At 38.2% G+C, this 20,634-nt stretch carries 24 protein-coding genes, 1 tRNA gene and 2 pseudogenes; 2 read left to right on the forward strand and 25 right to left on the reverse strand.

What is annotated here, in order from left to right; translation table 11 throughout:
- Positions 1 to 36 precede the first annotated feature (36 nt).
- Entirely contained in the window at positions 37 to 2,112 is a 2,076-nt protein-coding gene (locus RDV78_08535) for a methyl-accepting chemotaxis protein (GenBank protein MDS1030517.1), read from the reverse strand.
- A 317-nt stretch (positions 2,113 to 2,429) separates the two neighbouring features.
- Positions 2,430 to 3,800, reverse strand: coding sequence for a hemolysin family protein (locus tag RDV78_08540; GenBank protein ID MDS1030518.1), 1,371 nt, complete (start codon positions 3,798 to 3,800; stop codon positions 2,430 to 2,432).
- Positions 3,801 to 3,925: 125 nt separating this feature from the next.
- Here RDV78_08540 and RDV78_08545 point away from each other — a divergent pair, with 125 nt between their 5' ends.
- Positions 3,926 to 4,672, forward strand: a complete 747-nt coding sequence (locus RDV78_08545; protein MDS1030519.1) for a glucose 1-dehydrogenase — start codon at positions 3,926 to 3,928, stop codon at positions 4,670 to 4,672.
- Positions 4,673 to 4,784: 112 nt separating this feature from the next.
- Here the strand turns inward: RDV78_08545 and RDV78_08550 are convergent, their stop codons facing one another.
- From RDV78_08550 to RDV78_08655, 22 genes and pseudogenes are all read right to left on the reverse strand, one after another.
- Positions 4,785 to 5,138, reverse strand: a complete 354-nt coding sequence (locus tag RDV78_08550; GenBank protein ID MDS1030520.1) for a DUF2512 family protein — start codon at positions 5,136 to 5,138, stop codon at positions 4,785 to 4,787.
- A gap of 119 nt (positions 5,139 to 5,257) precedes the next feature.
- A complete protein-coding gene (locus RDV78_08555) occupies positions 5,258 to 5,524 on the reverse strand; it encodes an AAA family ATPase (GenBank protein MDS1030521.1) in 267 nt (88 codons plus the stop codon).
- 24 nt (positions 5,525 to 5,548) lie between these two features.
- Positions 5,549 to 5,866 (reverse strand): type II toxin-antitoxin system RelE/ParE family toxin, encoded by a 318-nt coding sequence (locus RDV78_08560; GenBank protein ID MDS1030522.1) that lies wholly within the window; start codon positions 5,864 to 5,866, stop codon positions 5,549 to 5,551.
- A complete protein-coding gene (locus RDV78_08565) occupies positions 5,844 to 6,134 on the reverse strand; it encodes a type II toxin-antitoxin system prevent-host-death family antitoxin (protein ID MDS1030523.1) in 291 nt (96 codons plus the stop codon). Before RDV78_08565 ends, RDV78_08560 begins: the two co-directional genes overlap by 23 nt.
- Before the next feature lie 75 nt (positions 6,135 to 6,209).
- Positions 6,210 to 6,515 carry a toprim domain-containing protein gene (locus RDV78_08570; protein MDS1030524.1) on the reverse strand — a complete coding sequence of 102 codons (306 nt, stop codon included), beginning with the start codon at positions 6,513 to 6,515 and terminating at the stop codon, positions 6,210 to 6,212.
- Between the two features lie 168 nt (positions 6,516 to 6,683).
- Positions 6,684 to 6,919: pseudogene (locus tag RDV78_08575) on the reverse strand (IS481 family transposase).
- A gap of 81 nt (positions 6,920 to 7,000) precedes the next feature.
- Positions 7,001 to 7,774, reverse strand: a pseudogene (locus RDV78_08580) (DEAD/DEAH box helicase family protein).
- A gap of 258 nt (positions 7,775 to 8,032) precedes the next feature.
- A tRNA-Ser gene (locus RDV78_08585) sits at positions 8,033 to 8,126 on the reverse strand.
- A 423-nt stretch (positions 8,127 to 8,549) separates the two neighbouring features.
- Positions 8,550 to 8,672 (reverse strand): hypothetical protein, encoded by a 123-nt coding sequence (locus tag RDV78_08590; GenBank protein ID MDS1030525.1) that lies wholly within the window; start codon positions 8,670 to 8,672, stop codon positions 8,550 to 8,552.
- Positions 8,673 to 8,732: 60 nt separating this feature from the next.
- Positions 8,733 to 9,182: a tRNA adenosine(34) deaminase TadA gene (gene tadA, locus RDV78_08595; protein MDS1030526.1), complete on the reverse strand. Its 450-nt coding sequence runs from the start codon at positions 9,180 to 9,182 to the stop codon at positions 8,733 to 8,735.
- Positions 9,183 to 9,196: 14 nt separating this feature from the next.
- Entirely contained in the window at positions 9,197 to 9,565 is a 369-nt protein-coding gene (locus tag RDV78_08600; GenBank protein MDS1030527.1) for a DUF1992 domain-containing protein, read from the reverse strand.
- A gap of 120 nt (positions 9,566 to 9,685) precedes the next feature.
- Positions 9,686 to 11,353: a recombinase family protein gene (locus tag RDV78_08605; protein MDS1030528.1), complete on the reverse strand. Its 1,668-nt coding sequence runs from the start codon at positions 11,351 to 11,353 to the stop codon at positions 9,686 to 9,688.
- Positions 11,354 to 11,427: 74 nt separating this feature from the next.
- Entirely contained in the window at positions 11,428 to 11,553 is a 126-nt protein-coding gene (locus RDV78_08610; GenBank protein ID MDS1030529.1) for a hypothetical protein, read from the reverse strand.
- Positions 11,554 to 11,563: 10 nt separating this feature from the next.
- On the reverse strand, positions 11,564 to 11,872 hold the full coding sequence (locus RDV78_08615; protein MDS1030530.1) for a hypothetical protein: 309 nt from the start codon (positions 11,870 to 11,872) through the stop codon (positions 11,564 to 11,566).
- A 111-nt stretch (positions 11,873 to 11,983) separates the two neighbouring features.
- Positions 11,984 to 12,151, reverse strand: coding sequence for a hypothetical protein (locus RDV78_08620; GenBank protein ID MDS1030531.1), 168 nt, complete (start codon positions 12,149 to 12,151; stop codon positions 11,984 to 11,986).
- A gap of 10 nt (positions 12,152 to 12,161) precedes the next feature.
- Positions 12,162 to 12,455 (reverse strand): hypothetical protein, encoded by a 294-nt coding sequence (locus RDV78_08625; protein MDS1030532.1) that lies wholly within the window; start codon positions 12,453 to 12,455, stop codon positions 12,162 to 12,164.
- Positions 12,419 to 13,384 (reverse strand): replication initiation factor family protein, encoded by a 966-nt coding sequence (locus tag RDV78_08630; GenBank protein ID MDS1030533.1) that lies wholly within the window; start codon positions 13,382 to 13,384, stop codon positions 12,419 to 12,421. The genes RDV78_08625 and RDV78_08630 overlap by 37 nt, the downstream gene beginning before the upstream one ends.
- Before the next feature lie 668 nt (positions 13,385 to 14,052).
- Positions 14,053 to 14,862 (reverse strand): recombinase family protein, encoded by an 810-nt coding sequence (locus RDV78_08635; GenBank protein MDS1030534.1) that lies wholly within the window; start codon positions 14,860 to 14,862, stop codon positions 14,053 to 14,055.
- Positions 14,863 to 15,057: 195 nt separating this feature from the next.
- The gene (locus RDV78_08640) at positions 15,058 to 15,567 is read right to left on the reverse strand and encodes an HGGxSTG domain-containing protein (protein ID MDS1030535.1); all 510 of its coding nucleotides are present in this window, start codon (positions 15,565 to 15,567) and stop codon (positions 15,058 to 15,060) included.
- A gap of 296 nt (positions 15,568 to 15,863) precedes the next feature.
- Positions 15,864 to 16,034: a hypothetical protein gene (locus RDV78_08645; protein MDS1030536.1), complete on the reverse strand. Its 171-nt coding sequence runs from the start codon at positions 16,032 to 16,034 to the stop codon at positions 15,864 to 15,866.
- A gap of 66 nt (positions 16,035 to 16,100) precedes the next feature.
- Positions 16,101 to 16,574: a hypothetical protein gene (locus RDV78_08650; GenBank protein MDS1030537.1), complete on the reverse strand. Its 474-nt coding sequence runs from the start codon at positions 16,572 to 16,574 to the stop codon at positions 16,101 to 16,103.
- 149 nt (positions 16,575 to 16,723) lie between these two features.
- Positions 16,724 to 17,431: a hypothetical protein gene (locus tag RDV78_08655; GenBank protein MDS1030538.1), complete on the reverse strand. Its 708-nt coding sequence runs from the start codon at positions 17,429 to 17,431 to the stop codon at positions 16,724 to 16,726.
- 148 nt (positions 17,432 to 17,579) lie between these two features.
- Here RDV78_08655 and RDV78_08660 point away from each other — a divergent pair, with 148 nt between their 5' ends.
- Complete coding sequence (locus RDV78_08660) at positions 17,580 to 17,921, forward strand: helix-turn-helix transcriptional regulator (protein ID MDS1030539.1); 342 nt, start codon at positions 17,580 to 17,582, stop codon at positions 17,919 to 17,921.
- A 132-nt stretch (positions 17,922 to 18,053) separates the two neighbouring features.
- Here the strand turns inward: RDV78_08660 and RDV78_08665 are convergent, their stop codons facing one another.
- Positions 18,054 to 20,633 carry a DEAD/DEAH box helicase family protein gene (locus RDV78_08665; protein MDS1030540.1) on the reverse strand — a complete coding sequence of 860 codons (2,580 nt, stop codon included), beginning with the start codon at positions 20,631 to 20,633 and terminating at the stop codon, positions 18,054 to 18,056.
- Between the last annotated feature and the right edge of the window lies 1 nt (position 20,634).

Below are 20,634 nucleotides of genomic sequence, written 5' to 3' on the forward strand. Positions count from 1 at the left end.
TCTTACTATTTATTCATGTCTTGCTTATCTTTATTGCTATTCTACTTTGAAACGTCCTACGATTTGCTGCAATTCTTGGCTTAACTGTGCCAGAGATTCAGCCGAAGCTGTCATTTCCTCTACTGTAGCACTTTGTTCTTGACTGCTTGCTGATACTTCCTCAGTGGAGGCAGCATTCTGCTGGGCCACAGCAGTTACAGCTTCTATGACACTTGTTACTTTCTGAGCATTTTGTTCCATTTCCTGAGAGGCAGCATTAAAGGCCTCAATACTTTCATTCATCCCCTGAACAGCTTCAGCAATATTCTTAAAGGCACTATTGACATTTTCTGCTGAGGACATTTGGGCATCAACTATTTGTTTAGACTGCTCAATTTCCCTTACTACTTCACTTGCCCCAGACTGAATCTTTTGGATAATCTGGCCAATTTCGTTAGTTGCCTGAGCACTTTGTTCAGCTAGCTTTCTTACTTCTTCTGCTACCACAGCAAAACCCCGGCCATGTTCTCCTGCCCTAGCTGCCTCGATGGCCGCATTAAGTGCTAAAAGGTTAGTTTGTTCTGCGATACTAGAAATAGTATCTAAAATCCGACCTACTTCCTGGATTCTTTGGTTCAAATCTGTCACAGATTTTATGATATTTTCTTCAGATTTTATATTTTCCTGCATCTTTTCATTTTGATCCTCCATAGCCTGGAGACCGTTTTCTACTAAACCGAGAGAGCTTTCTGAGGCTTTTGTAATGAAATCAATTTTTTGACCATTGGCACTAATATTCTGAGTAATTTGTTCCAAAAATTCAGCTGCATTTTGAGATTCTCTGGCCTGTTCATTAGCACCTTTAGCAATATCCTGAATAGCTATGGCTACTTGATCCACAGTTTTTTGAGCATTTTCGCTGGATAAACTTAGTTCTTTGGCTGCTGTAGCCACGTGAACTGTACTTGCCTGCACCTTTTTAATGATTTCATGAACATTATCAATAAATTTATTAAAGTATCGCCCCATGTCCCCCAGTTCATCAGAAGAGTCTACTTGCAGCCTTTTCGTTAAATCCCCTTCCCCTTCGGAAATATCCTTCAACATAGCTGTTGCCTTGGTGATAGGTTTGGTTATTTTGTTGGCCAAAATGATTAAAACAGCTCCAATAATAAGTAAAGAAATAAGGAAAATTATAATGGAATATGTTTTAATCATATTAGCTTCCTGTTTTACTTTTTCCATGGGAATAGTAACTTGGAATGACCAGGGAGTATCTGACCGGCCAATATAAACAGGAATATAGACTTGATAAAATTTTTCGCTGCTGCTGGTATAAGCTGCACCTTTTATCACAGCTCCTAACGCATTTGGATCTTTGACTACCTGCCCTACTTTCTTTTGATCAGCGTGAGCTACATATTTTCCCTCATTGGAAATAAGGCTGGCAAAACCTGTCTCAAAAGGTTTAATCTTAACTATCATTTTCTGTAGATTTTCTAAAGGCAAATCTACCCCTACTGCACCGATAAATTTACCATTCTCCATAATTGGATGGACTAAGCTGGTTATTAAGACTTCTTTTCCTGCAGCTTTGGAAGAATAAGGTTCAATTAGAGTTTCCTTATGTGTACTTTTAGGAATTATATAATAATCTCCAGCACCAAGTTTATCATAATCTTTTAATGGCTCTAAAGTCATTTTTCCATTGCTATTGCTCCAATAAGGAATAAAGCGCCCAGTTTGATCGTGGCCTGGCTTATTGACATATTCTGCATCTTTTCCATCTAAAGCATTTGGTTCCCAAATAGTCCAAGCGGCTAGAAAAGAAGGATTATCCTCTGCAATATTTTTGAGAATATTGATTAAAACACTTCGGTCTACGGTTTGAGTTCCTCTTAAACTTTCAAAAGTATCTGCAACAGTTCGGACAGTATCGGCTGCAACTTCGATTTCCGCATCGACTTTGGCACCATAATGGGTAGCCGTTTCTTTCGCCAGATCGTAGGCTGAGTTTTCAGCCATTTTAATGGCCATAGTGGAAACAAGAGAAATTACAATTATAAAGGAAAGTAGAACAATGAGACCGATAGATGAAAGAATTTTTGCCTTAATAGGCATTTTTTTAAACATGAATAAACCCCCCACAATTTTTTCCCTAAATAAATTAAATCTTCACCCCTCGTTTTTTTTATTTTATTAACATGGGATTTGTTACCCTAGAAACCTATTTTTGTTAAAGTGCTCACCATAAATACTATTTTACTCAAACACTTAAAATTATACAAATCTTTCCTATACAATAGGTAATTGCATAGATTACCGATTTAAGTAAAACTATGATATCACTAGACCATAGTTAAAAATGAGCAAGGGATTTGGTAATAAATATCCAATCCATTGCTCATTGCGCTTTTTGCCTAAGCAGCCATTTATAAACTATTATCGAGCTAGTTGTCGTTAGCTCGGAAGCTTTCAGATGGTTTTTTTGTTGCTTTAACTTTGATAATACGTAGTCCTTTTACTTCTGCAACTGTAAACACATATCCGTCGATGCTGACCTCATCACCCAGGACAGGCTTTCGTCCTATCCGGTTGAAAATGTAGCCTCCAATTGTATAAACAGTTTCTTCCTCTAAATGAATGCCTAACAGTTCAGAAACTTCCTCCAGTAAAACTCTACCGTTGAATTCGTAATCCGTTTCACTTATTTTTTTCACCATTGTTTCTTCAATATCGAATTCATCGTAAATTTCTCCAACTAATTCTTCAATTAAATCCTCAATAGTTACAAGACCTGCCGTACCACCAAATTCGTCTACAACCACAGCTAAGTGTGTATGCTGACTGCGCATTTTTTGCACCAAATGAGAAATAGGCATTCCTTCCGGTACAAGTAAAATATCCTTAGTTATTTTTGCTAAATTAAAGTCAGTATTATTTTGGACGCGCAACAAATCACGCATGTGAATGAGGCCAATAATATTGTCTTTTTCATCATCGCACAGTGGATATCTAGTATGTCCGTATTCATTAACTACTTTTAAGATTTCCGTTAAGGAATCTTGAATATATAAACAAACCATATCTTGGCGGGGAATCATAACTTCGCTAACTACCCTGTCGGAAAACTCAAAAACATTATCTAAAAGTTTTCCCTCCATTTTATCCAAATGGCCATGTTTCTGACTTGCCTCTACCAACATCCGCAATTCTTCTTCCGTATGGGATAGATCCCCTTCGTTAGCAGGGTTAATGTGCCAAATGTGCAGAAAAGCATTAGCTAAATTATTTAAAGACCAGATAATCGGATAAAAGACCTGATAAAATAACTTTAGGGGTCCCGCAGTAAAAAGTGCTGTACCTTCTGCTTTAGCAATAGCTAGGGATTTAGGTACAAGTTCCCCTAAAACAATATGTAAAAAGGTTATAACAATAAAAGCAATAACAAGAGATACAGAATGTGTGTAAATAGGTGTCCAGCCTGTAATATTTTTAAATAATGGGTCAAGTAAAGTAGCAATAGCAGGCTCCCCTAACCAACCTAAGCCTAGGGATGCTAGGGTAATTCCTAACTGGCACGCCGATAAGTAGGCATCTAGCTTAGATGCAACAGCTAAAGCTGTACCAACTTTACTTGAACCATTTTCTGTAAGCTCAGCTAAACGAGTTTTGCGAACTTTAACTAAAGAAAATTCCGCGGCTACAAAAAAGCCATTTAAAAAAACTAAGAAAAGTGCTAGAATGATTTTTAATATACTCCAAACGATATTATCTATAGTTATACTCCTCCTTTTTGAAGCGTTATAACTATCATACATAATACTTTTTTATATGTTAACCATATTTGCAAAAATTTGTGCATTTATTAATAATTTTATTTATAACAGTAATTTATGGGCGAAATATAGTTAATACTAGGTCTAATAAGAAAGGAGATGATTTAATGCGTTTACAAAACAAAGTAGCTGTAATTACTGGAGCGGGAACGGGCATTGGCAGTGCAACAGCAATTCTTTTTGCTAAAGAAGGTGCAAAAGTTGTGGTTTCCGACTATAATGTGGAAACTGGCCAGCAAACTTTAGCTCAAATTAAAAATAACGGAGGTGAAGCAATATTCGTTAAGGCAGATGTGTCTAAAGAAACAGAAGTCCAAAGTCTGATGGAAGAAACTTTTAATCACTTTGGTCGTTTAGATATTCTTTTCAACAATGCAGGAATAGGTGAAATTGCACCTGCCACAGAACTTACTGAAGAAGCTTGGGATCGTACGATTAATATTAATTTAAAAGGTGTGTTCTTAGGAGCAAAACATGCTATTCCTTACATACAAAAAAGCGGAGGAGGAAGCATTATTAATAACGCTTCTATCCTGGGCCATGTAGGCACCCCTGGCGCAACTGCTTATAACGCTGCTAAAGGCGGTGTTATTATTCTGACAAAAAATTTAGCTTTGGATTATGCTAAAGATAACATTCGGGTCAATGCAGTTTGTCCTGGCTATATTCGTACCCCTATGGTTGAAGAAGGAGCTTTTAAAGAAATGTTAGACCAATTAAAAGCTTTACATCCCATTGGACGTTTGGGGAACCCGATTGAAGTTGCCTACTGTGTACTTTTCCTTGCTTCCGACGAATCTTCTTTTGTTACAGGTTCCAGCCTAATGGTAGATGGGGGATACACGGCACAATAACACTTGTAAGCTACATTTATTCTACGAAAAAATCGAGTAAGGTTAAGGGGGCGTAACGAAACTTTAGTTTCGACGCCCCCTATCATACTTTCTTAAAAAATTAATTTAATTTTTATGGAGCAACTTTCTCGGATTTAAGCAGGTAAATATGGAAGAAATATTCCGCAATAGCAACAATTAAAGCAAAAATGAATAGACCTGTTAAACTAGTATTAAAAGTATTCATTATTAAATCAAATACATATGCAGTTAAGGCAGCCATTAAACCGTCTCCTACTGAGGCAACTAGGTTTCCGAACTTTGGTAGGATAAATAAATCTCCAATTAAATAGTTAAGTACTGTTCCGGCAATGGCAACCGACAAAATACCTGAAAAAGCAGTACTGTCAATTAATCCAAAACTAATCCAAGCTGCCACAAAAGTCATTAAAAATTTAGCTATTAGTGCCATAGAAGTTTTGCTCATTTTATCACCTCCGCTATTATATTATCCCTTACTTAAGACTTTATACGTAAGCAGATTTAAGCAAATACAAAAGAAAGCTCGTTCTTAAAGAGAAGCTCGTCAACCGCAGAGGCTTGAATTTAAAGTATATCTTTTTTTTGAAAAAATACATAAAACCTTCTTTGTGCTAATGGATGAAGACCACATCTATTTTCATATGCACACGCCGCTGCTCGCAAAAAAGTGCTTTTTCCAATACCATTTTCACCCACAATCGCACAAACAGGAAAATTAAAACTTATAGATTGGCCTGTCCATCCTCTCAAATTAGTTATTTTAATTGACTTAAGAAATTTCTTCCATTGTCCATCTTGAAATTGCCTTTTAATTTCATTAATTTCACTCATATTTTCTCTCCTTTATGTCATGTTTTACCGCACCAGCCACCCGTAATCTTGCCTGCAATCCACGATATAGTCAACATACACCGTCTGATCCTTGATCTGATATAAAACCAGATACCATTTTTCTACGAACATCTTATGATACTTATTGAGCGGTATAAATTCGGCAGTGAGGAATGGAAAACGTTCCGGCATTGTAAAAAGAGAGCGAATAGCATCCATCAGGTCGTTTTTCACCTTACGGACGGCGGTAGGACTTTTCTTCGCCAGAAAACGCACATGGCCCGCCAGCATCTGACGGGCACGGTCGGAAACAATCACCTTATATTGAGGTTTCTTTTCCATGCTCCACCTCGTCAATAATGTTTTCCAGATAGCTGTCCAGTTCATCCGGCGTAACTCCGGCACGACCGGCCAATCGATCTTCCTCGACGGCTAATAGTTCTTCCCGCAGCTTCAACATTTTCTCTCGTCGGGTAAACGCCTCTATATCCATGACCACCAGATCGCCCTCGCCGTTTTTGGTAAGATACACAGGCTCTCCGGTGGACTTGCACAATGCCGCAATCTCGTTGTAATTCTGTCGGATACTTGCAGATGGTTTTATTTGCATGGTATCAGCTCCTCGTAGTAATATTCTGATCATATTATACTTCTTTCGTGCTATGATATCAATCAATGCTTCTTATTATAACAGTTCGCGTTCCTGCGGGTGCCGTATGCCCAATACAAGTTTCAGATAGTCGTTAACGTCCTTTCCGCGCTTCGGCGGCTCGTCGGAAACAGTGTAGGTGGACGGGAGGATAGTTTGAATGGCTTTTGCCGCCAGCCGCCCGGCCGTATCGTTGTCCAAATGCAGGGCGATGTCGTTAATCTGCGGGAAGTCTTTCAGGTATTGCATTAAAGCAACGGGCGGAGTGCTTTCCCCGATGTTCTCTTTCGGTTTGTAAATACCCGCAAGGGACAGGCAGGAATCCCGCCGCTTATCTTTCATAGCCCACCGCTTTCTTTTCCGGGACCTCAAATTCTTCGTCAGGTTCGCCATTGTGAATTAGCAAATTAAAATAGCTCCTCATTTTCATCATAAATTAGGGTAAATTGCAAAAATAAGTTACAAAAATTTCATTTTGTATTAGCCTACAGTAAAGCAGTTTCTCACTGAACCTTTATCTGATCGCACATTAGGCTTTAATACTTCAAAACCACATCTGCGATATGCCCTAACCCAAAATTCTATTGTCTTGGGGGCAAATTCTTTTAAGCCGTAGTGAGGCACATCGTGGGGGTGACTGGCGATTTGGGCGAGATAATCTTTCTGGCTTGCAACTTGTCCATTCAAAATGGGTCAATTAGTCCGTAAGGAAATAGGGCAATTGCCTCTCTTGCTTTTTCATCCATTTTTTCTTACTCCTCATAATGGTTTTTGTAGCTAGCCGGCTAGAAACTCTCAAAAACATTTTAGAGGAGGAAAGACTGATATGGGCGAAATCCTTCGGCATCTTTATCAAGCAATACACGAATTACTCGATAAGGAGCTAAAAATCCACCTTCAATGCCTTGCTTTAACGAATATGTATAAACCGGTTCACCAAAATAATCAATATTGGAAACGTCTTTTGTTTCTTTAGGTGTTGCTGTTAAGCCGATCTGCGTTGCGGATTTAAAATATTCCAAGACCTCGCGCCATTCACTATCGGGGGGCAAAATCATTTGCATAAGTTTGGTCAATAAGAGCATTTCGGTCGGCAAGAAAAAGAATTTGCTTTTTTATACCAGACTTCCAAAGTCTCCATATGATCTGAAACGCCGTATATGTTTTCCCTGTTCCTGTTGCCATAACCAGCAGCACTCGATCATTGCCTTTAATGATAGATTCAACAGTAAGATTAATTGCGTTCAGTTGATAATATCGAGGCTGTTTGTCAGGTCTCTCCACATAATAAGGTTCTGTAATGACCTTTTCCTGCTTTTCATCAATATTTTTATATTGCTTATACATCTCCCACAAAGTCTCAGGAGATGGGAACTCCGAAAGAGATAAAATTGTTTCACGATTATTATCTTCGCGTAACGATTGTGAAAAGTAAACCTGTCACCATTCGATGTAAAAACAAACGGAATACGCAGTTGCTCAGCATACCCCAATGCTTGCTGCATTCCATTTGAAATTGTATGGTTATTATCTTTTGCTTCAACTATAGCGAGGATGCCATTCTTAATGAGTACGTCAAAGTTGGTGTTATTTTCGTTCATGGTCTTTGCCTCCTTTACAATCACACGTTTTCCATTATTTCTTCCCGTAGCCTTTTATAGCCGTCCGCACAGTTTGATAACATTTTTACAACAATTCTTGAAAATCGCTGCTTGCCAGATGGAAGAAAAAGAATGATTTTTTATAACAACTCGGATAACATTGATAACAATTTGGGCAGGTGGTTATTTTTCCACCATGAGAAGGGCATTAAAAAACCCGCATAAACTCAGTGTTCATGCGGGTTTGCACGGTCTGTCTGGCGGAGAGAGTGGGATTCGAACCCACGGTACTGTTTGAGCAGTACACCCGATTTCGAGTCGGGCGCCTTCGACCGGACTCAGCCATCTCTCCAATTATTATGTTTGCCTAGATAAATATTATATATTTTTATTACCAAATTGTAAATGTTTACTTCTTTCCATTTTTGATTGCAGTTTGACCTTTCCAAATTTTAAATCTACTATAGTCAAAAGTATAACCGAACTAATAATCAATAATCCTCCTAGGACTATATTTACGGAAAGAGGTTCCTGAAAAATTATAATGCCGAAGATAATACTAATTAAAGGCTCTAAAGTACTTAAAATTGAAGCACTACCAGGGCCAATAATTTTAACGCCCTTAGCAAACAGAATTAAGGCCCAAGCAGTGCAAACAAAGGCTTACTAAAGCCGTACCAGAAAAAATAGTATTACTAATAACTGTTTTGTTAACCTTAAATCAGCTTTGCGTTGAACTACAAAGACCAGTAAGAAGAGGGCTGCAAGAAAAAATCTAAAAAAACAAAACAGCAAAGAGATTTAAGCCTGTTGCATAGTCAGCCTTTACTAAAATAGGCATAAAACCCAAAGCAATAAATGATAGTACCGTAAAAACTATTCCAGTAAAATAATTCATTTTTTACCCAGCCAATCTTTTTAGCTAACGAAAATTACTTAGCATTTCCGCATAAAATTATTAGCGTAGTTTTAGAAAAAAAAGTTCCATGGTTTTTTTGCATTTATCCTCACAAATACCTGCAAAAACATCGACTCGATGATTTAAATATTTATGTTGCACTAAATTGACTACGGATTCTACAGCACCGGCTTTAGGATCGGCTAAGCCATAGACTAAAGTTTTAATTCTCGACTGTACAATGGCTCCAGCACACATAGGACAAGGTTCTAGAGTCACATACAAAGTACAATTTGTTAAACGCCAAGAGCCAGTCTTTTGAGCTGCCTGTCTTATAGCTAAAACCTCAGCATGAGCCGTTGGATCTTGCTGTTGTTCTTTTAAATTATGAGCCCTAGCTAGGACCTGCCCACCAGCAGCTACAATTACAGCTCCTACAGGAACTTCCCCTAGAGCAAGTGCTTTAGCCGCTTCCTCAAGAGCCAGCTCCATATAAAAATGGTGGTTAATTTTTTTCACCTGCTTTAGCCAAGTTTTCCGCAAATATAATGGTAGTATTCTTTCAAAGTAGAAGACTTTCCGCCTCTTTTTTCTACTAAAATATTAAAGCGCAACATTTTTTCGCTTAGCTGTTTTTTAATTTGCTTTCTTTCTTCTTCGGAACAACAAGTCTCTAACAACATATTAAGGTTCAATATTTCTTTTTTAACTTCTAATTCCTCAGGCAAAAAACCGGAGTTTTTTAAAATAATATAACTTGCCCGCAATTCTTCTGGGACAAAAGTCAGATCCTCAATTTTCAATGGCTTACCCTGGCCAGGAAGGTTTTCAAGTTCTCCATTTTGGATAGCTTCCCTAATCTTATCTTCTGCCATTCTAGTTAAAAAGTCCATAATCATCACCAGTTTAATTATATAGTATCTGCCAAAGACTTAAAACCTAAACAAGAAATTTACTAATGAATGTTTTAAGTAGGGGAAACTATAACTATATTTTGTATCTATATATTTCCACTAATAGTTGAGTCTAATTTGTTCAGTCAAGAGCCGGTCTTTTGCTTTAGCCAATGAAAAAGCCCCAACCCGAATTACGCAAAGGTTGAGGTCATTTTTCGCCGTTACTTGTGATAAGGTTCTGCGCTCCTTTGTTGCTGGTAAACATATATCATCACCGACCCAAAGGGAAATTTGCTTAAGCTCCTTCCTGTCTTTGGACACATGAATTTCCTTGATAATTGCCCTAATTAACTCCTTCTTCTCCTGCTCATCTGCTAGGTCAAACAGTTCATTGAAGTTAGCCAATATTTCAACAACCATGTTGGCGTTAATATCCACCCTGGATTGCAGTCTTGTAAGTTCTCTTTCAACTTTTTCTATCATTTCGGTAATTTCGTCAATCTCTGATTGAAGTTTACTTGTGAGACGATTGAAATTGGCTGCTTCCAGTTCCCCGGCAAGATATTTTTCATCAAGAATGTTTATTTTTTTCTCATGTTCAGCCTTTCTTAGGTTTAGTTCATTAAGGTTTAGTTCTAAGGGAGTTTTATCCCGTTTGTAGCCTTCATCAATTTTGTCTAAAATATCTTCAACTAAGTTCATATCTGCTATAAGTTCTTTCAGCACATTTAATACTTCCTGCTCTACCCAATCTGCAACAACAAGATTTGAAGAACACGCTACTTTTCCTTTTTGATGATATGCCTGGCACATATAGTAACGATAAAAACCTTTATTCCCCCGCTTCTTGTTCTTACTCATAACCATTCCAGCACCGCATACAGGACATTTCAAGACACCGGATAGGAAAAAGTTACCACTATATGATTTGATAGGGGTAAAAACTTCAGCATTAGCCTTATTCACAGCCTGAACTTTCTCCCATAGCTCCATGGAAATTATAGGCTGATGACTACCTTTTCGCTCAGGCATTACCTCTACCTTGCCTTTCCTGCGCTTTATGTTCCAGTCCTCTTTCTTCCCCCATGTATTTAATCCCGCATATTCCTTGTTATTCAATATTGTTTTAATTGCTATAGTGCTGAAATTGTTTCCTTTTTTTGTCTTGTGACCGCAGCTATTCATTATGTTTGCAATTGTCTTGTATCCATGTCCTTCTGCTCTAAGTTCAAAGATTTCCCTAACTATTTTCGCCTCTTCCTCATTCGGTACAAGTTTTCTATCAACAACATCATACCCAAGCATTATCCCCCCGTTAAACTCTCCATTGCTTGCTCTCTTTTTCATTCCTGCTTTAACCCTGTTTATTATCACATTCCGTTCATATTCGGCGAATGTACCTTGAAGACTAATAAACATTTTCCCCTCAATGGTGGATGAATCAATGTCACATGTACTTACAAGCAACTTTATATCTCTGGGAGTCAGTTCATCATCAATGAGGGTTAGAATATCCTTATTACTTCTGGAAAGTCGGTCGAGCCGCCAAACAATGATTGCATCAAACTTATTTTCAGCCATATCTCTAAATAGCCGCTGTATTTCCGGTCTGGTAAAATCCTTACCCGAGTAACCACCATCCCTATAAACATCAAAAACCTTGTATCCTTTTCTTTGGGCGTAGTTCATAAGCTCCTCTTCTTGAGCTTCTAGCGAGCATCCTTCATTTCTTTGTTCTTCTGTACTAACTCGTGTATAAATAGCTGCAATCCTCTCTTGTTTCATTGTTTTCCTCTCCCACTTTTTTATGAATGAAAAAAGATAGACGCTTAATATGTCAAACGTCTATCCTTTTTAATTTATTTGTCAGTTACCATTTGTTGAGCATACTTTCTTATAAGGTCTGCAAGTGTCCTAACTGCCTCTAATCTTTTGATTTCTTCCCTTGTCAATTTTACAATCGAGGATTTCCCAATGTTATACATATTCCCCCTCCTAGCTGTCCTTTTGTTCGTTACCAGTTACCTTCGATTGATAATGTGCTATGCGTCGGTTGATTAAATCTTTGAATAATACATTTGAAATTTTTTCTCTTATTTCCTGAAGTCGTTTTACTTCAGAGTATTTTTCTTCATTAAGTTCATATAGAATACGTTCCAGGAAAACATAGCTAATACCGCTTTTTTTACTCAATCTTGTAAGATACTCTATGGCAGCATCTAAAGTGAGTATGTGATCTTTTGAATCTTTCTCCAATATATCCAACAATTTAATGGTCCTTGATTCTTCTGTTTTTTGAGTCATATTTTTGGCCTCCTTGAAATTGAATTCACCTAACATATAGTTTTTTAGGCCATTTTTTTAAGTAACTCCAGAAAAAAAATTGAAACTTTTTTCGCAGACCATCCTTCTTCGCTAAGGAGAAATGTTAAAACGAATTATAGGATTTTTCGCAACATCAACACAACCCATCTTATATGTGGGAATCACTGTTGTATCTCTTCCTGTAAGGTCTTTTACTAAACTATGATTTTGCACCAGTTGATTAAGCTGCCCCCAGCAATATCGAACATGGTTCCTCAATTAACTGTCCTCATTGTTCCCTTGCCAACCAGTTGAAATCAACGTCATACTGGTTCGCAAGGGCTTCTTTTACCCTTTCTCGTATATGATGGGTGTACATGTCGGTTCCGTCTCTCATATTGCGAGCCTGTTCTGACCCTTTCTTAGGAAGTTTACTCCAATCTAGTACCACCGTCGCAAAATGTTTCTCGTTCTGCTTTGGAGGATACCTGTTCACATCCGACAGTAAGATTTTCTCGTCAGGGTTGTATACAATCTCAATGCGGCTCAACTCGTAGTCAATCGCAATTTCTTGCTTCTCCAATAATTCCAGCCTCTTATCGTATATGCGGCAATATCCATTTTTCTTGCGCTGGTGACGATATTTTCCAAAACCTGCACAACTCTCATTTTTTCTGTCGTTTTCTTTCTGGGTTCATCGTATACTGTATTTGTTACTGCCATTTGTAACGGTCGCTCTTGAACTTGTGGTTCCTGCTGCCCAAGCAATAACCCACACAGTTCTTCTAATAGCGGCTGCCATGCTTCCCTTGCTAACTCGTTGAAATCCACTTGAGACGAGGGAGCAAGGGTTTCTTTTACCATTTTCCGTAGATACGGAGATACTTCCTCTATGTCTGCTCCGTCCCTTAACCTGCGTGCCTGTTCTGCCCGTTCCTTCGGAAGGCTGTCCCAATCCGTAATCACCGCTCCAAAGTATTGCTTGTTCTGTTCTGGTGGATGGTGCAGCAACTCTGCTAACGGTATCCTTTTTGCCGGCTTATTCACAATCTCAATTCGTGTCAACTCGTGGTCAATCACAATGCTCTGATTCTCTAATAACTCCAACTGCTTGTTATATATCTTGCAATGACCATTCGTTTTCCGTTGATGCTTCTCCCCAAAATAACGTGTCCCTTTGTATTCCCTCATTTTTCGGCGTCCGTGTTGGGGAATGACCACCACATTATTCATTGAAGTCTTTACATCGTAAGCCACATCACTGCTAACAAAATAAATACCGCTGGCGACCCGGCGCAGAGTATCCAAGACCTCTTTGAAGTGAAAGTAATGCTCGGGTCTTGTCTCTAGCCGCAACGTGTACGAAACCCCTTCCGGCTCACTCCAGTTTCTGTAAAACACATGCAAATAAGCGCCATTTGCCTTCCGCAGATGTAGTTCATGACTATACCCATCCCCATTGTACATCGTCTGTTTGAATAGATCGCCTCTTTTCGCCGCGCGAATTACCAAACCGTAATAAGCTCCAACCTAACATCTGTATATTCCACCACAAATTTGTCGATAGATACCTTGGCTTTCATCGCCTGATGCCCTCCCGTTCTCACTAGCTTTTTACTGCCTATGATTGTATTTTTTAAGACTTACTCGACTAATTAAGTAATTATCGGACTCCCTGCTTTTCAACGTGAAAAACGCAAAAAAGCACTTGAAATCACCAAAAAAAGTGTTTTCCAAGTGCTTTAAGTGTGTGTTTTCTAAGCTTTCAAAATTTGGGCAAGTTAGCAGTATCCCTTAACCACAATCGAATACTGTAAGGAGATTATGACACATGGGTTGTCTAGAGTCAATAAGAATATCTGACCCTACGAGATGGTTCGCTCACGTTTGTCTCTCCCTTCATCGGTGTCATTTATGGTATACCTAAATGAAAACGTCATCTCGCCCGGTTCTCGTTGGTCTGCTGTTTATTTCTTCCGTATGCTAGTCGAGTACGCCTAACTCGCGGCGCATTTCGATCTCCAGTTCACGTAGCCGCTTTTGTCGCTTGACCAGTTCCTCAAACCATTCCTTATCCTTCATAGCTAAAGCCATGTCGAAGTTCATCGTAGTCTTCTGAACACATCATCATCCGTTCTTTGAATTCGCCCATTGTCCATCCCTCCATTGTTTAGTGACGATTAGCTGACCTGCCTAGTCTTGTTCCACAACTGACGGCTTATGATACGAGGGAAAACGTCTTTCTGTCTGATGCCGTTCCGCTCCTTTTGTCCATTATAGGTATTGAAACCTGTGTACGTCTCATTGTTCAAAATGTTTTGTACCTGTACCACTGTCCAAGCCTTCCCTGTCTTGGTTGGTATGCCTGCTCGGTTCAACTTGCAAGCGATTTTGTATGGATTATTCCCCTCCAGATAGAGTTGAAATATGCTCTTTACCGTTTGTGCTTGTTGTTCGTCTACGATAATCACACCATTTTGTACTCGATACCCATAGGCAGGTGCGCCGCCAGCATATTTATTTCCCCTAGCAGTGGCAATCCGTCCACCTTTTGTGCGTTCGTTAATGGTCTTCCGTTCAAACTCTGAAAAAGAGCCGATCATTTGCAGGAACATCATTCCCGACGGTGTAGACGTATCAAAGTTTTCCGACACGCTAATGAAGGCAATTCCTTTTGGCTCCAGTTCGTCCTCTATCAATAAAATCAAATTTCTCAACCTTCTGTGTATACGGTCTGCCTTTACCACGACGATTTCAGTCACTCCGTTATCAATTTGTTCAACGTATTGCATCATGTCCCTGTACCCGTCACGTTCTGTTGTACTTCCACTTTCTCCTTCATCCTTAAATACTCCTGCCAGTTCCCAACCTTGGCTAATACAATACGCCTCAATCTTCTTTACCTGTTCAGCTATCGACGTATTTTCTAACTGACTATCCGAGGATACACGTGCGTATCCGACCACCTTCTTGATTTTTACGCAATCCATGTAAAGTGCCTCCTTTTTTGTAAACACTATACGACCCAGATTAAGGAAATTACAATTACTTTTATAGTTTCACGCCATCAAACACCGTAACAAAAGGAATTTTATAATTTTTTCGTTTCTTAAATCCGTCCGTTCTCATAGTCTGAAGCTAAACAAAAAGGGACTAACAAGTCCTCCGCCTTGTTGCCCCTCTCGCTAATTGCCATGTTTCTGTCTTGCTTGTCGGATTATCTCTGCCAGTTTATCTAATGCACCATCGCTTTCAGTTTCGTTAAGTTCTAACAGCCTGCTGTTTTCTCGTATCAGGTTTGCCTTGTTCAACTGCACTTTTGTAATTGCTTCCTCTATTGCATTGATGCGGCGCATATCCGGCTTGTCTTTCTGTTCCTCTTTTCTAATCCGTTGCATCATGCGCCTAATGCGTATATCACATAGCCGGAACTCATTTTCAACCTGTGCTGTCGGGTCTGTTGCCACCTGAGCAAATAGTTCCCGTTCTTCGTCCGTCAAAGTGTCTAACCAAATGGTTTCATACAAGCCATGTTTCAAAGCGTTTTTATTACCTGTCAGTCTCTCACTATGCTTTTTCTTGTCCTTCGGGCCAGTACTTTTCCCGCCATGTAACCTACAGCGTCCATTTGCTAAAGCCGCTTTCTTACAAGGTTCACCGCTTCTTGTCTTTGCTCCGCATTGCTTTTTATCCATTCTTCCACCTCCTAACCTCATTTCATGGGGTATCGTTTCCCCGACCGGGGGGAGAGCTACACGCCCCCCATCCCTTTATCTCATCCATTTCAATTTCTCATGTATCAATTTTTATCAATTTCAGCTTTTTGCTTTTGTGCTTTCCTCGCTAGGTAGGCATTAAACTCATCTTGCAGTCCAACTCCAATGACAAAGTCAATATAGCATTCTAACAGGTTGGGAGAATTCGTGTATGGCTTTCATTTGCCATGTTTAGTTCTTCAAGTAAAAATTGCTCCATTGTCTGTTCCATTTGTCTATTCCTCCTGTGCCTTTTTTTGTGCTTTGCGTTCCCAATATCGCCGCTCGTACTCTTTTTGCTTCTCTTTGTTTTCCGGCTTTTGCCGCCACTTCCGCTTATATTCCCTTTCATATTCCCTTCTGTATTGTCGTCTTGCTTCTAATGCTTCTGTGCTTAACTCCGCCATACCTAACCCTCCACCTCAATTTCAATTAAATCCTTGTCATCCACTATTTCAATTTCAATCTCTTCCTTACTCAACTCCGTTCCCCTCCAATTCCGCTAATTGCTCAATCGCACAGGCTAAAAGCTGTTCCGTTTCCTGTATTCGTTCCTCTGCTCGCTTAACCATCAATGCCGCTTCTTCTTTTACTTCCTTCAGTTCCTTTTGCTGTCTAGCAAAAACGCTTTGGTTATGGCTTATATTTGCTTTCAATGCAGATGCTTGGCGTAGTAAATCATCAATTCGACGAAGTGCTTCCAGTCTTGGGTGTCCGTCCTTTTCGTCGCCTAGCTGGTCATAGTATTCAGCCTGCTCTAAGAGCCTCATTGCCTCCACCGCAAACTGCGGATTCCTGCTCTGTTTTAACTGGTAAGCCTGCTCTCTCAACTCTTTGGCCTTTTCCCAATACTCCCTTACCTCATCCATGATTGCGTCATATTCCGCTTTCGCTTGCTCAATTAATCCAACTTTCTTTTCCTGTACCGCCTGAACTCTCTTTGCCAATGTCTACTCCTCCTTAATATTTTTTCAGCATGCAAAAAAGGCTTACTCCGCCAAGTGGAATAAGCCTTCAAAGTTTTTCAAAGGTTTCTAAGTGTGTATTGTTTGTTGATTGTATTTTATGACCTTTTACCTATGATGTAAATATCTTATCACTTACTGTTTTTTAATACCGGATGCTCCCAGTATGTATTTACTACACCTTTCAGATTATTCCGGTCAAAGTTTGACCAATTAATTTTTGCTGCCTTTTCTTTATCTATCGTTATCTTTAAGACTGGCTCCGTTTGTTTATTCCCGTATGCATCAACCAGCGGCAACTGCCAAATCAGCGTAACTTCCTGAACTTTATCAATAGTGAACAGTTTTTTCAATATATTCGTTGATTCTAATAGTATTCCGCCTTTTGTCATGCTGTTTGTCAAGTTCTCATTAGCATGAAGTGTAGCAACCACAATCTTATCTTTTTCATCCGCAGTTCCTAAATGATCATTCACTTGCAAATTAATTATCTTCGGCTCCCCGGTATTTGCTGTTTCTCCTGAGGCACTTATAATGGCTTGTCTCACTTGAGCTTGTATATTGTCCTCTAACAGCTGACTGTTCCCTGTCACCATTTTTTCTTGCTGTTTTGGCGAATCGTCAAGTGCTGAAAAAATTAACGCCATAGCCGTAGCCGTAATTGATAACAGCACTATAATTCCTAAACACCCTAGACATCCTTGAAGAAAACTATTGCTTTTTTTACCTTCCTTTTTTGTACTTGGGTTCATTGAAGCGGCTTTGTTTGCCGCTTTGTCATTAGTTTTGTTTGCGCTGTTGCTAACCACAGCTCTAGCAGCATTTTTCCCCTGACTCATTATTCTGCATCCTCTCTCCAGAAAAAGTTTCCAAACACAAGCACTATTATACGATTTTTCGATGCTTTTTAGTATTATTTTTTAATACTTATTAACCTATTACGTATGTTTATCCCATTGTCTACACTTCTTTTGAGGTGTTCAAAAAATGGCAGATATCCTAGAGTTAGTAGGTAAGAGAATAAGAGATATACGCAAGACTAAAAATTTGTCTCAAGAGCAACTTGGTGAAAAGTCAGGGTTTCACTTCTCTTATATTGGCGGACTAGAGCGTGGCGAACGGAATATATCACTGGTTAACTTAGCGAAGATTGCGAAAGCACTGGAAGTAAGCATTCATGAGCTGTTAAAATTTGAATATGAATTAAGTGAAGAAAAACAAGCATCCATTGAGGAAATCGTGTTATTGTTAAGCAGCCGTAATGAACGACAGGTTGAGATGGCTAAGAATGTACTTACCGAGATTTTTAATACATTTAAAGATTCCTAAAAAGAACCTATATGAGTGTAACCCTTGCTCATGTAGGTTCTTTTTTAAATTTTCATTAAACGAAAATTCAGTAATAAAATAAAAAAAGACCACATGAATAAATTATTCACGTGATCGCATCAAATCAGGATTTTAATCATTTTTTTCTAGTTTGTCATCTAAATCACTTCTAAATTCCCCTTTTAACAATTTTCCATTCCTGAGATAATCAAAGAATTCCACAAAACTGTTAGGACTGAGGAAATGAAATATATACTTTTGCTTTATGTTGTTCTGCTCCAAAATTTCGTTTAAATCATTGAAATGCTGTTTCGCATACTTGTATTTTGCTTTGTTTTCATCAGAATCATCATTATCACTTTTAACTTCTACAACAATGAAATAATCAAATTCATTTTCAGATATTTTAATGAAAAAATCAGGATTAAAACTTTGTTGTTTAGAGTGCTTTCCTCCTGTAGTGGTAATAGAATATTCTATACTGTAAAATCCTTGATCCCTAGATTTAATCCAGGCATCAAGTTTACTTGCATTAATTTGTTTACATAAGGATTCTATGAATTTCCTCTCTGGTTCATATTTAGTAAACACGATGTCCATTGGAGTCTTAAACAAAAATGGGTTAATTTGTTTTGAAGAACTCCTAGGAAAAGTCTCGTCTTCTATAACTGCTTGCAGTATTTCTTTATTATCTTGATTAAGTTCACTTTCAAAGTTATCTGTATAAAACACAGTTGCATTATGCCTTAGATTTCCTACCGCAATAGTTTCTCGATCAACATTTCTTGTAGATATTTCATAAGGTTCCGTAACTTTCCACACATTGACTACAGTTTTCCCTTTTTTTCTCAAAAGGGTGCTGAACATGGATTCTATCTTGTATTTATTTTTACTTACAAGACGATCTCCTTTTATTCCGACCCTATCCATTGAATTTCTTATAATCTTCTTTATTTCTTCCTTTGGTGGTAAGTTATCTTTTGTATATGTACCTTCTGGAAGCTTCAAAATCTTTCCTTCCCATTCACGAGTTCTGAACTCGTCGAAAATCTTATTTACAATTTCATCTATAGTATAAGTATTATATTGTACTAGAGTATTTTTATAGCCTACTCTCCCTGAAAGGTCTAGATACTCGGTTTCTTTTTCCGTTTCCTCGACTTGAGCAATTAGTTCTAAATAGCCTTTTGTGTAGTCAAATTCTTGATGTTCCTTTTGAGATTCTTTTTCTTGTTGTTCTTTATCATAGTCAATATTATATAGGTTAAAGTGATACTTAGATCTTTCTCCATTTTCAAGTGTCGTGCTTGAAAGTTTCATTTCAATTTCTAATATCTCATCTACTAACCCTCTGATATTTCGACTCCAAGCATCGTGGTTAAAGACCCTTACTCTAGGTTGCGGTGATTGATATTCTGATGGTACTCTCAAACCTCTACCAAGGACTTGTGCTATTAATAGCTTAGAACAAAAAGCTCTATCTTCCCAAGGTACAATTTGAAATACGTTCTTAACGTCCCAGCCCTCTGTTAACATTGAAACTGAAACTATCCATTCTGTCGGATCTTCTTTGTCATCAACCTTCGACAGTTTTGCCACATTCAGTTTGTGATCGTTATGCGAGGTAACTATCAAAACTTTTTTATCGACTTCCTCCTTTTCAAGATCAAGCTTATTTCCTAAAAACTTTTTTAATTCTTCAGTTAGCTGTTTAGCTTTAGTTATGTCTTTTGTTATTAAGATTGTTAAAGGTTTTACTTTCCTATACGTATCCTTGTTTTGTATATGATTGTCTAAGATCTTTTGAAATTTCTCATTCTGATCTATACTATCGTCTTTACTTACATAATCAATCATTTTAACCATTTTATCGTCAACGGCCTGACGTAATGAATACCTATAAACAACATCATTAAAATATTCATCTTCAATATAAGCCGTACCAGTAAAGCCTAGAATATACTTGAAATTATATTCATTACCTAATAAAAACTCTTTCCATTTCTTTATATTTTGACTCTGTTGATCTCTACCGGTAACCGTATTAAATATGTGGTGGGCTTCATCATTTAGGACAAGTACCCTCTCCCCTGCCCACATTAGGCTATCCATGATTGAGGAACTATTATTTTCATATACTGCATGTATATTTTCTACACAAATATCACCGTTTTTAATAGTGCTATTAGCATCAACTATTGCAGGGTTTTTATATACAGCCGTTTCAGGTAATGACTGTTTGATTTTACTATCCCCGCTTAATGAATAAAATTTTTCCTTTAAACCTTTTTCAATAGTAAGTGAGGGGCAAAGTACCAAAACTTTATCAACTAAACCAAGCCCCAACATAATTTGAGCAATTCCATAAATTACATAGCTTTTACCAGTCCCTGTAGCCAGATCCAAGGTTGCACTTAGCTTATTAGGTAACTGTATTTTTCGGTAATATTCCTCAATATCTTTGTACCGATTTTTTAATTCTGCTCTTCTATTATCATTCCAATTTTCTTTGACTAAATCTTCAATTGAATTGTAGTTACCAGATGCTAGATAAATTATAGCGGTTTGAATAGCTTCTTTCTGATATTGTCTGTCACTACATAACACGTCCAAAAATCTATCCCAGTTGGATAAATCTAGTTTTGTTGGGTCATATATTTTATTAACATTTAAGATTAAATCTTTGGTTTTATATGTTTTTAACTCCTGCAAT

It is taken from the genome of Bacillota bacterium LX-D, assembly GCA_031628995.1.
Taxonomy (GTDB): domain Bacteria; phylum Bacillota; class DUOV01; order DUOV01; family Zhaonellaceae; genus JAVLUO01.

Coding starts and splice junctions, on each gene's coding strand:
- RDV78_08535 (MDS1030517.1), bottom strand. CDS start 2,112: ATGTTTAAAAAAATGCCTATTAAGGCAAAAATTCTTTCATCTATCGGT.
- RDV78_08540 (MDS1030518.1), bottom strand. CDS start 3,800: ATGTATGATAGTTATAACGCTTCAAAAAGGAGGAGTATAACTATAGAT.
- RDV78_08545 (MDS1030519.1), top strand. CDS start 3,926: ATGCGTTTACAAAACAAAGTAGCTGTAATTACTGGAGCGGGAACGGGC.
- RDV78_08550 (MDS1030520.1), bottom strand. CDS start 5,138: ATGAGCAAAACTTCTATGGCACTAATAGCTAAATTTTTAATGACTTTT.
- RDV78_08555 (MDS1030521.1), bottom strand. CDS start 5,524: ATGAGTGAAATTAATGAAATTAAAAGGCAATTTCAAGATGGACAATGG.
- RDV78_08560 (MDS1030522.1), bottom strand. CDS start 5,866: ATGGAAAAGAAACCTCAATATAAGGTGATTGTTTCCGACCGTGCCCGT.
- RDV78_08565 (MDS1030523.1), bottom strand. CDS start 6,134: ATGCAAATAAAACCATCTGCAAGTATCCGACAGAATTACAACGAGATT.
- RDV78_08570 (MDS1030524.1), bottom strand. CDS start 6,515: ATGAAAGATAAGCGGCGGGATTCCTGCCTGTCCCTTGCGGGTATTTAC.
- RDV78_08590 (MDS1030525.1), bottom strand. CDS start 8,672: ATGAATTATTTTACTGGAATAGTTTTTACGGTACTATCATTTATTGCT.
- RDV78_08600 (MDS1030527.1), bottom strand. CDS start 9,565: ATGGACTTTTTAACTAGAATGGCAGAAGATAAGATTAGGGAAGCTATC.
- RDV78_08605 (MDS1030528.1), bottom strand. CDS start 11,353: ATGAAACAAGAGAGGATTGCAGCTATTTATACACGAGTTAGTACAGAA.
- RDV78_08610 (MDS1030529.1), bottom strand. CDS start 11,553: ATGTATAACATTGGGAAATCCTCGATTGTAAAATTGACAAGGGAAGAA.
- RDV78_08615 (MDS1030530.1), bottom strand. CDS start 11,872: ATGACTCAAAAAACAGAAGAATCAAGGACCATTAAATTGTTGGATATA.
- RDV78_08635 (MDS1030534.1), bottom strand. CDS start 14,862: ATGGATTGCGTAAAAATCAAGAAGGTGGTCGGATACGCACGTGTATCC.
- RDV78_08640 (MDS1030535.1), bottom strand. CDS start 15,567: ATGGATAAAAAGCAATGCGGAGCAAAGACAAGAAGCGGTGAACCTTGT.
- RDV78_08645 (MDS1030536.1), bottom strand. CDS start 16,034: ATGGCGGAGTTAAGCACAGAAGCATTAGAAGCAAGACGACAATACAGA.
- RDV78_08655 (MDS1030538.1), bottom strand. CDS start 17,431: ATGAGTCAGGGGAAAAATGCTGCTAGAGCTGTGGTTAGCAACAGCGCA.
- RDV78_08660 (MDS1030539.1), top strand. CDS start 17,580: ATGGCAGATATCCTAGAGTTAGTAGGTAAGAGAATAAGAGATATACGC.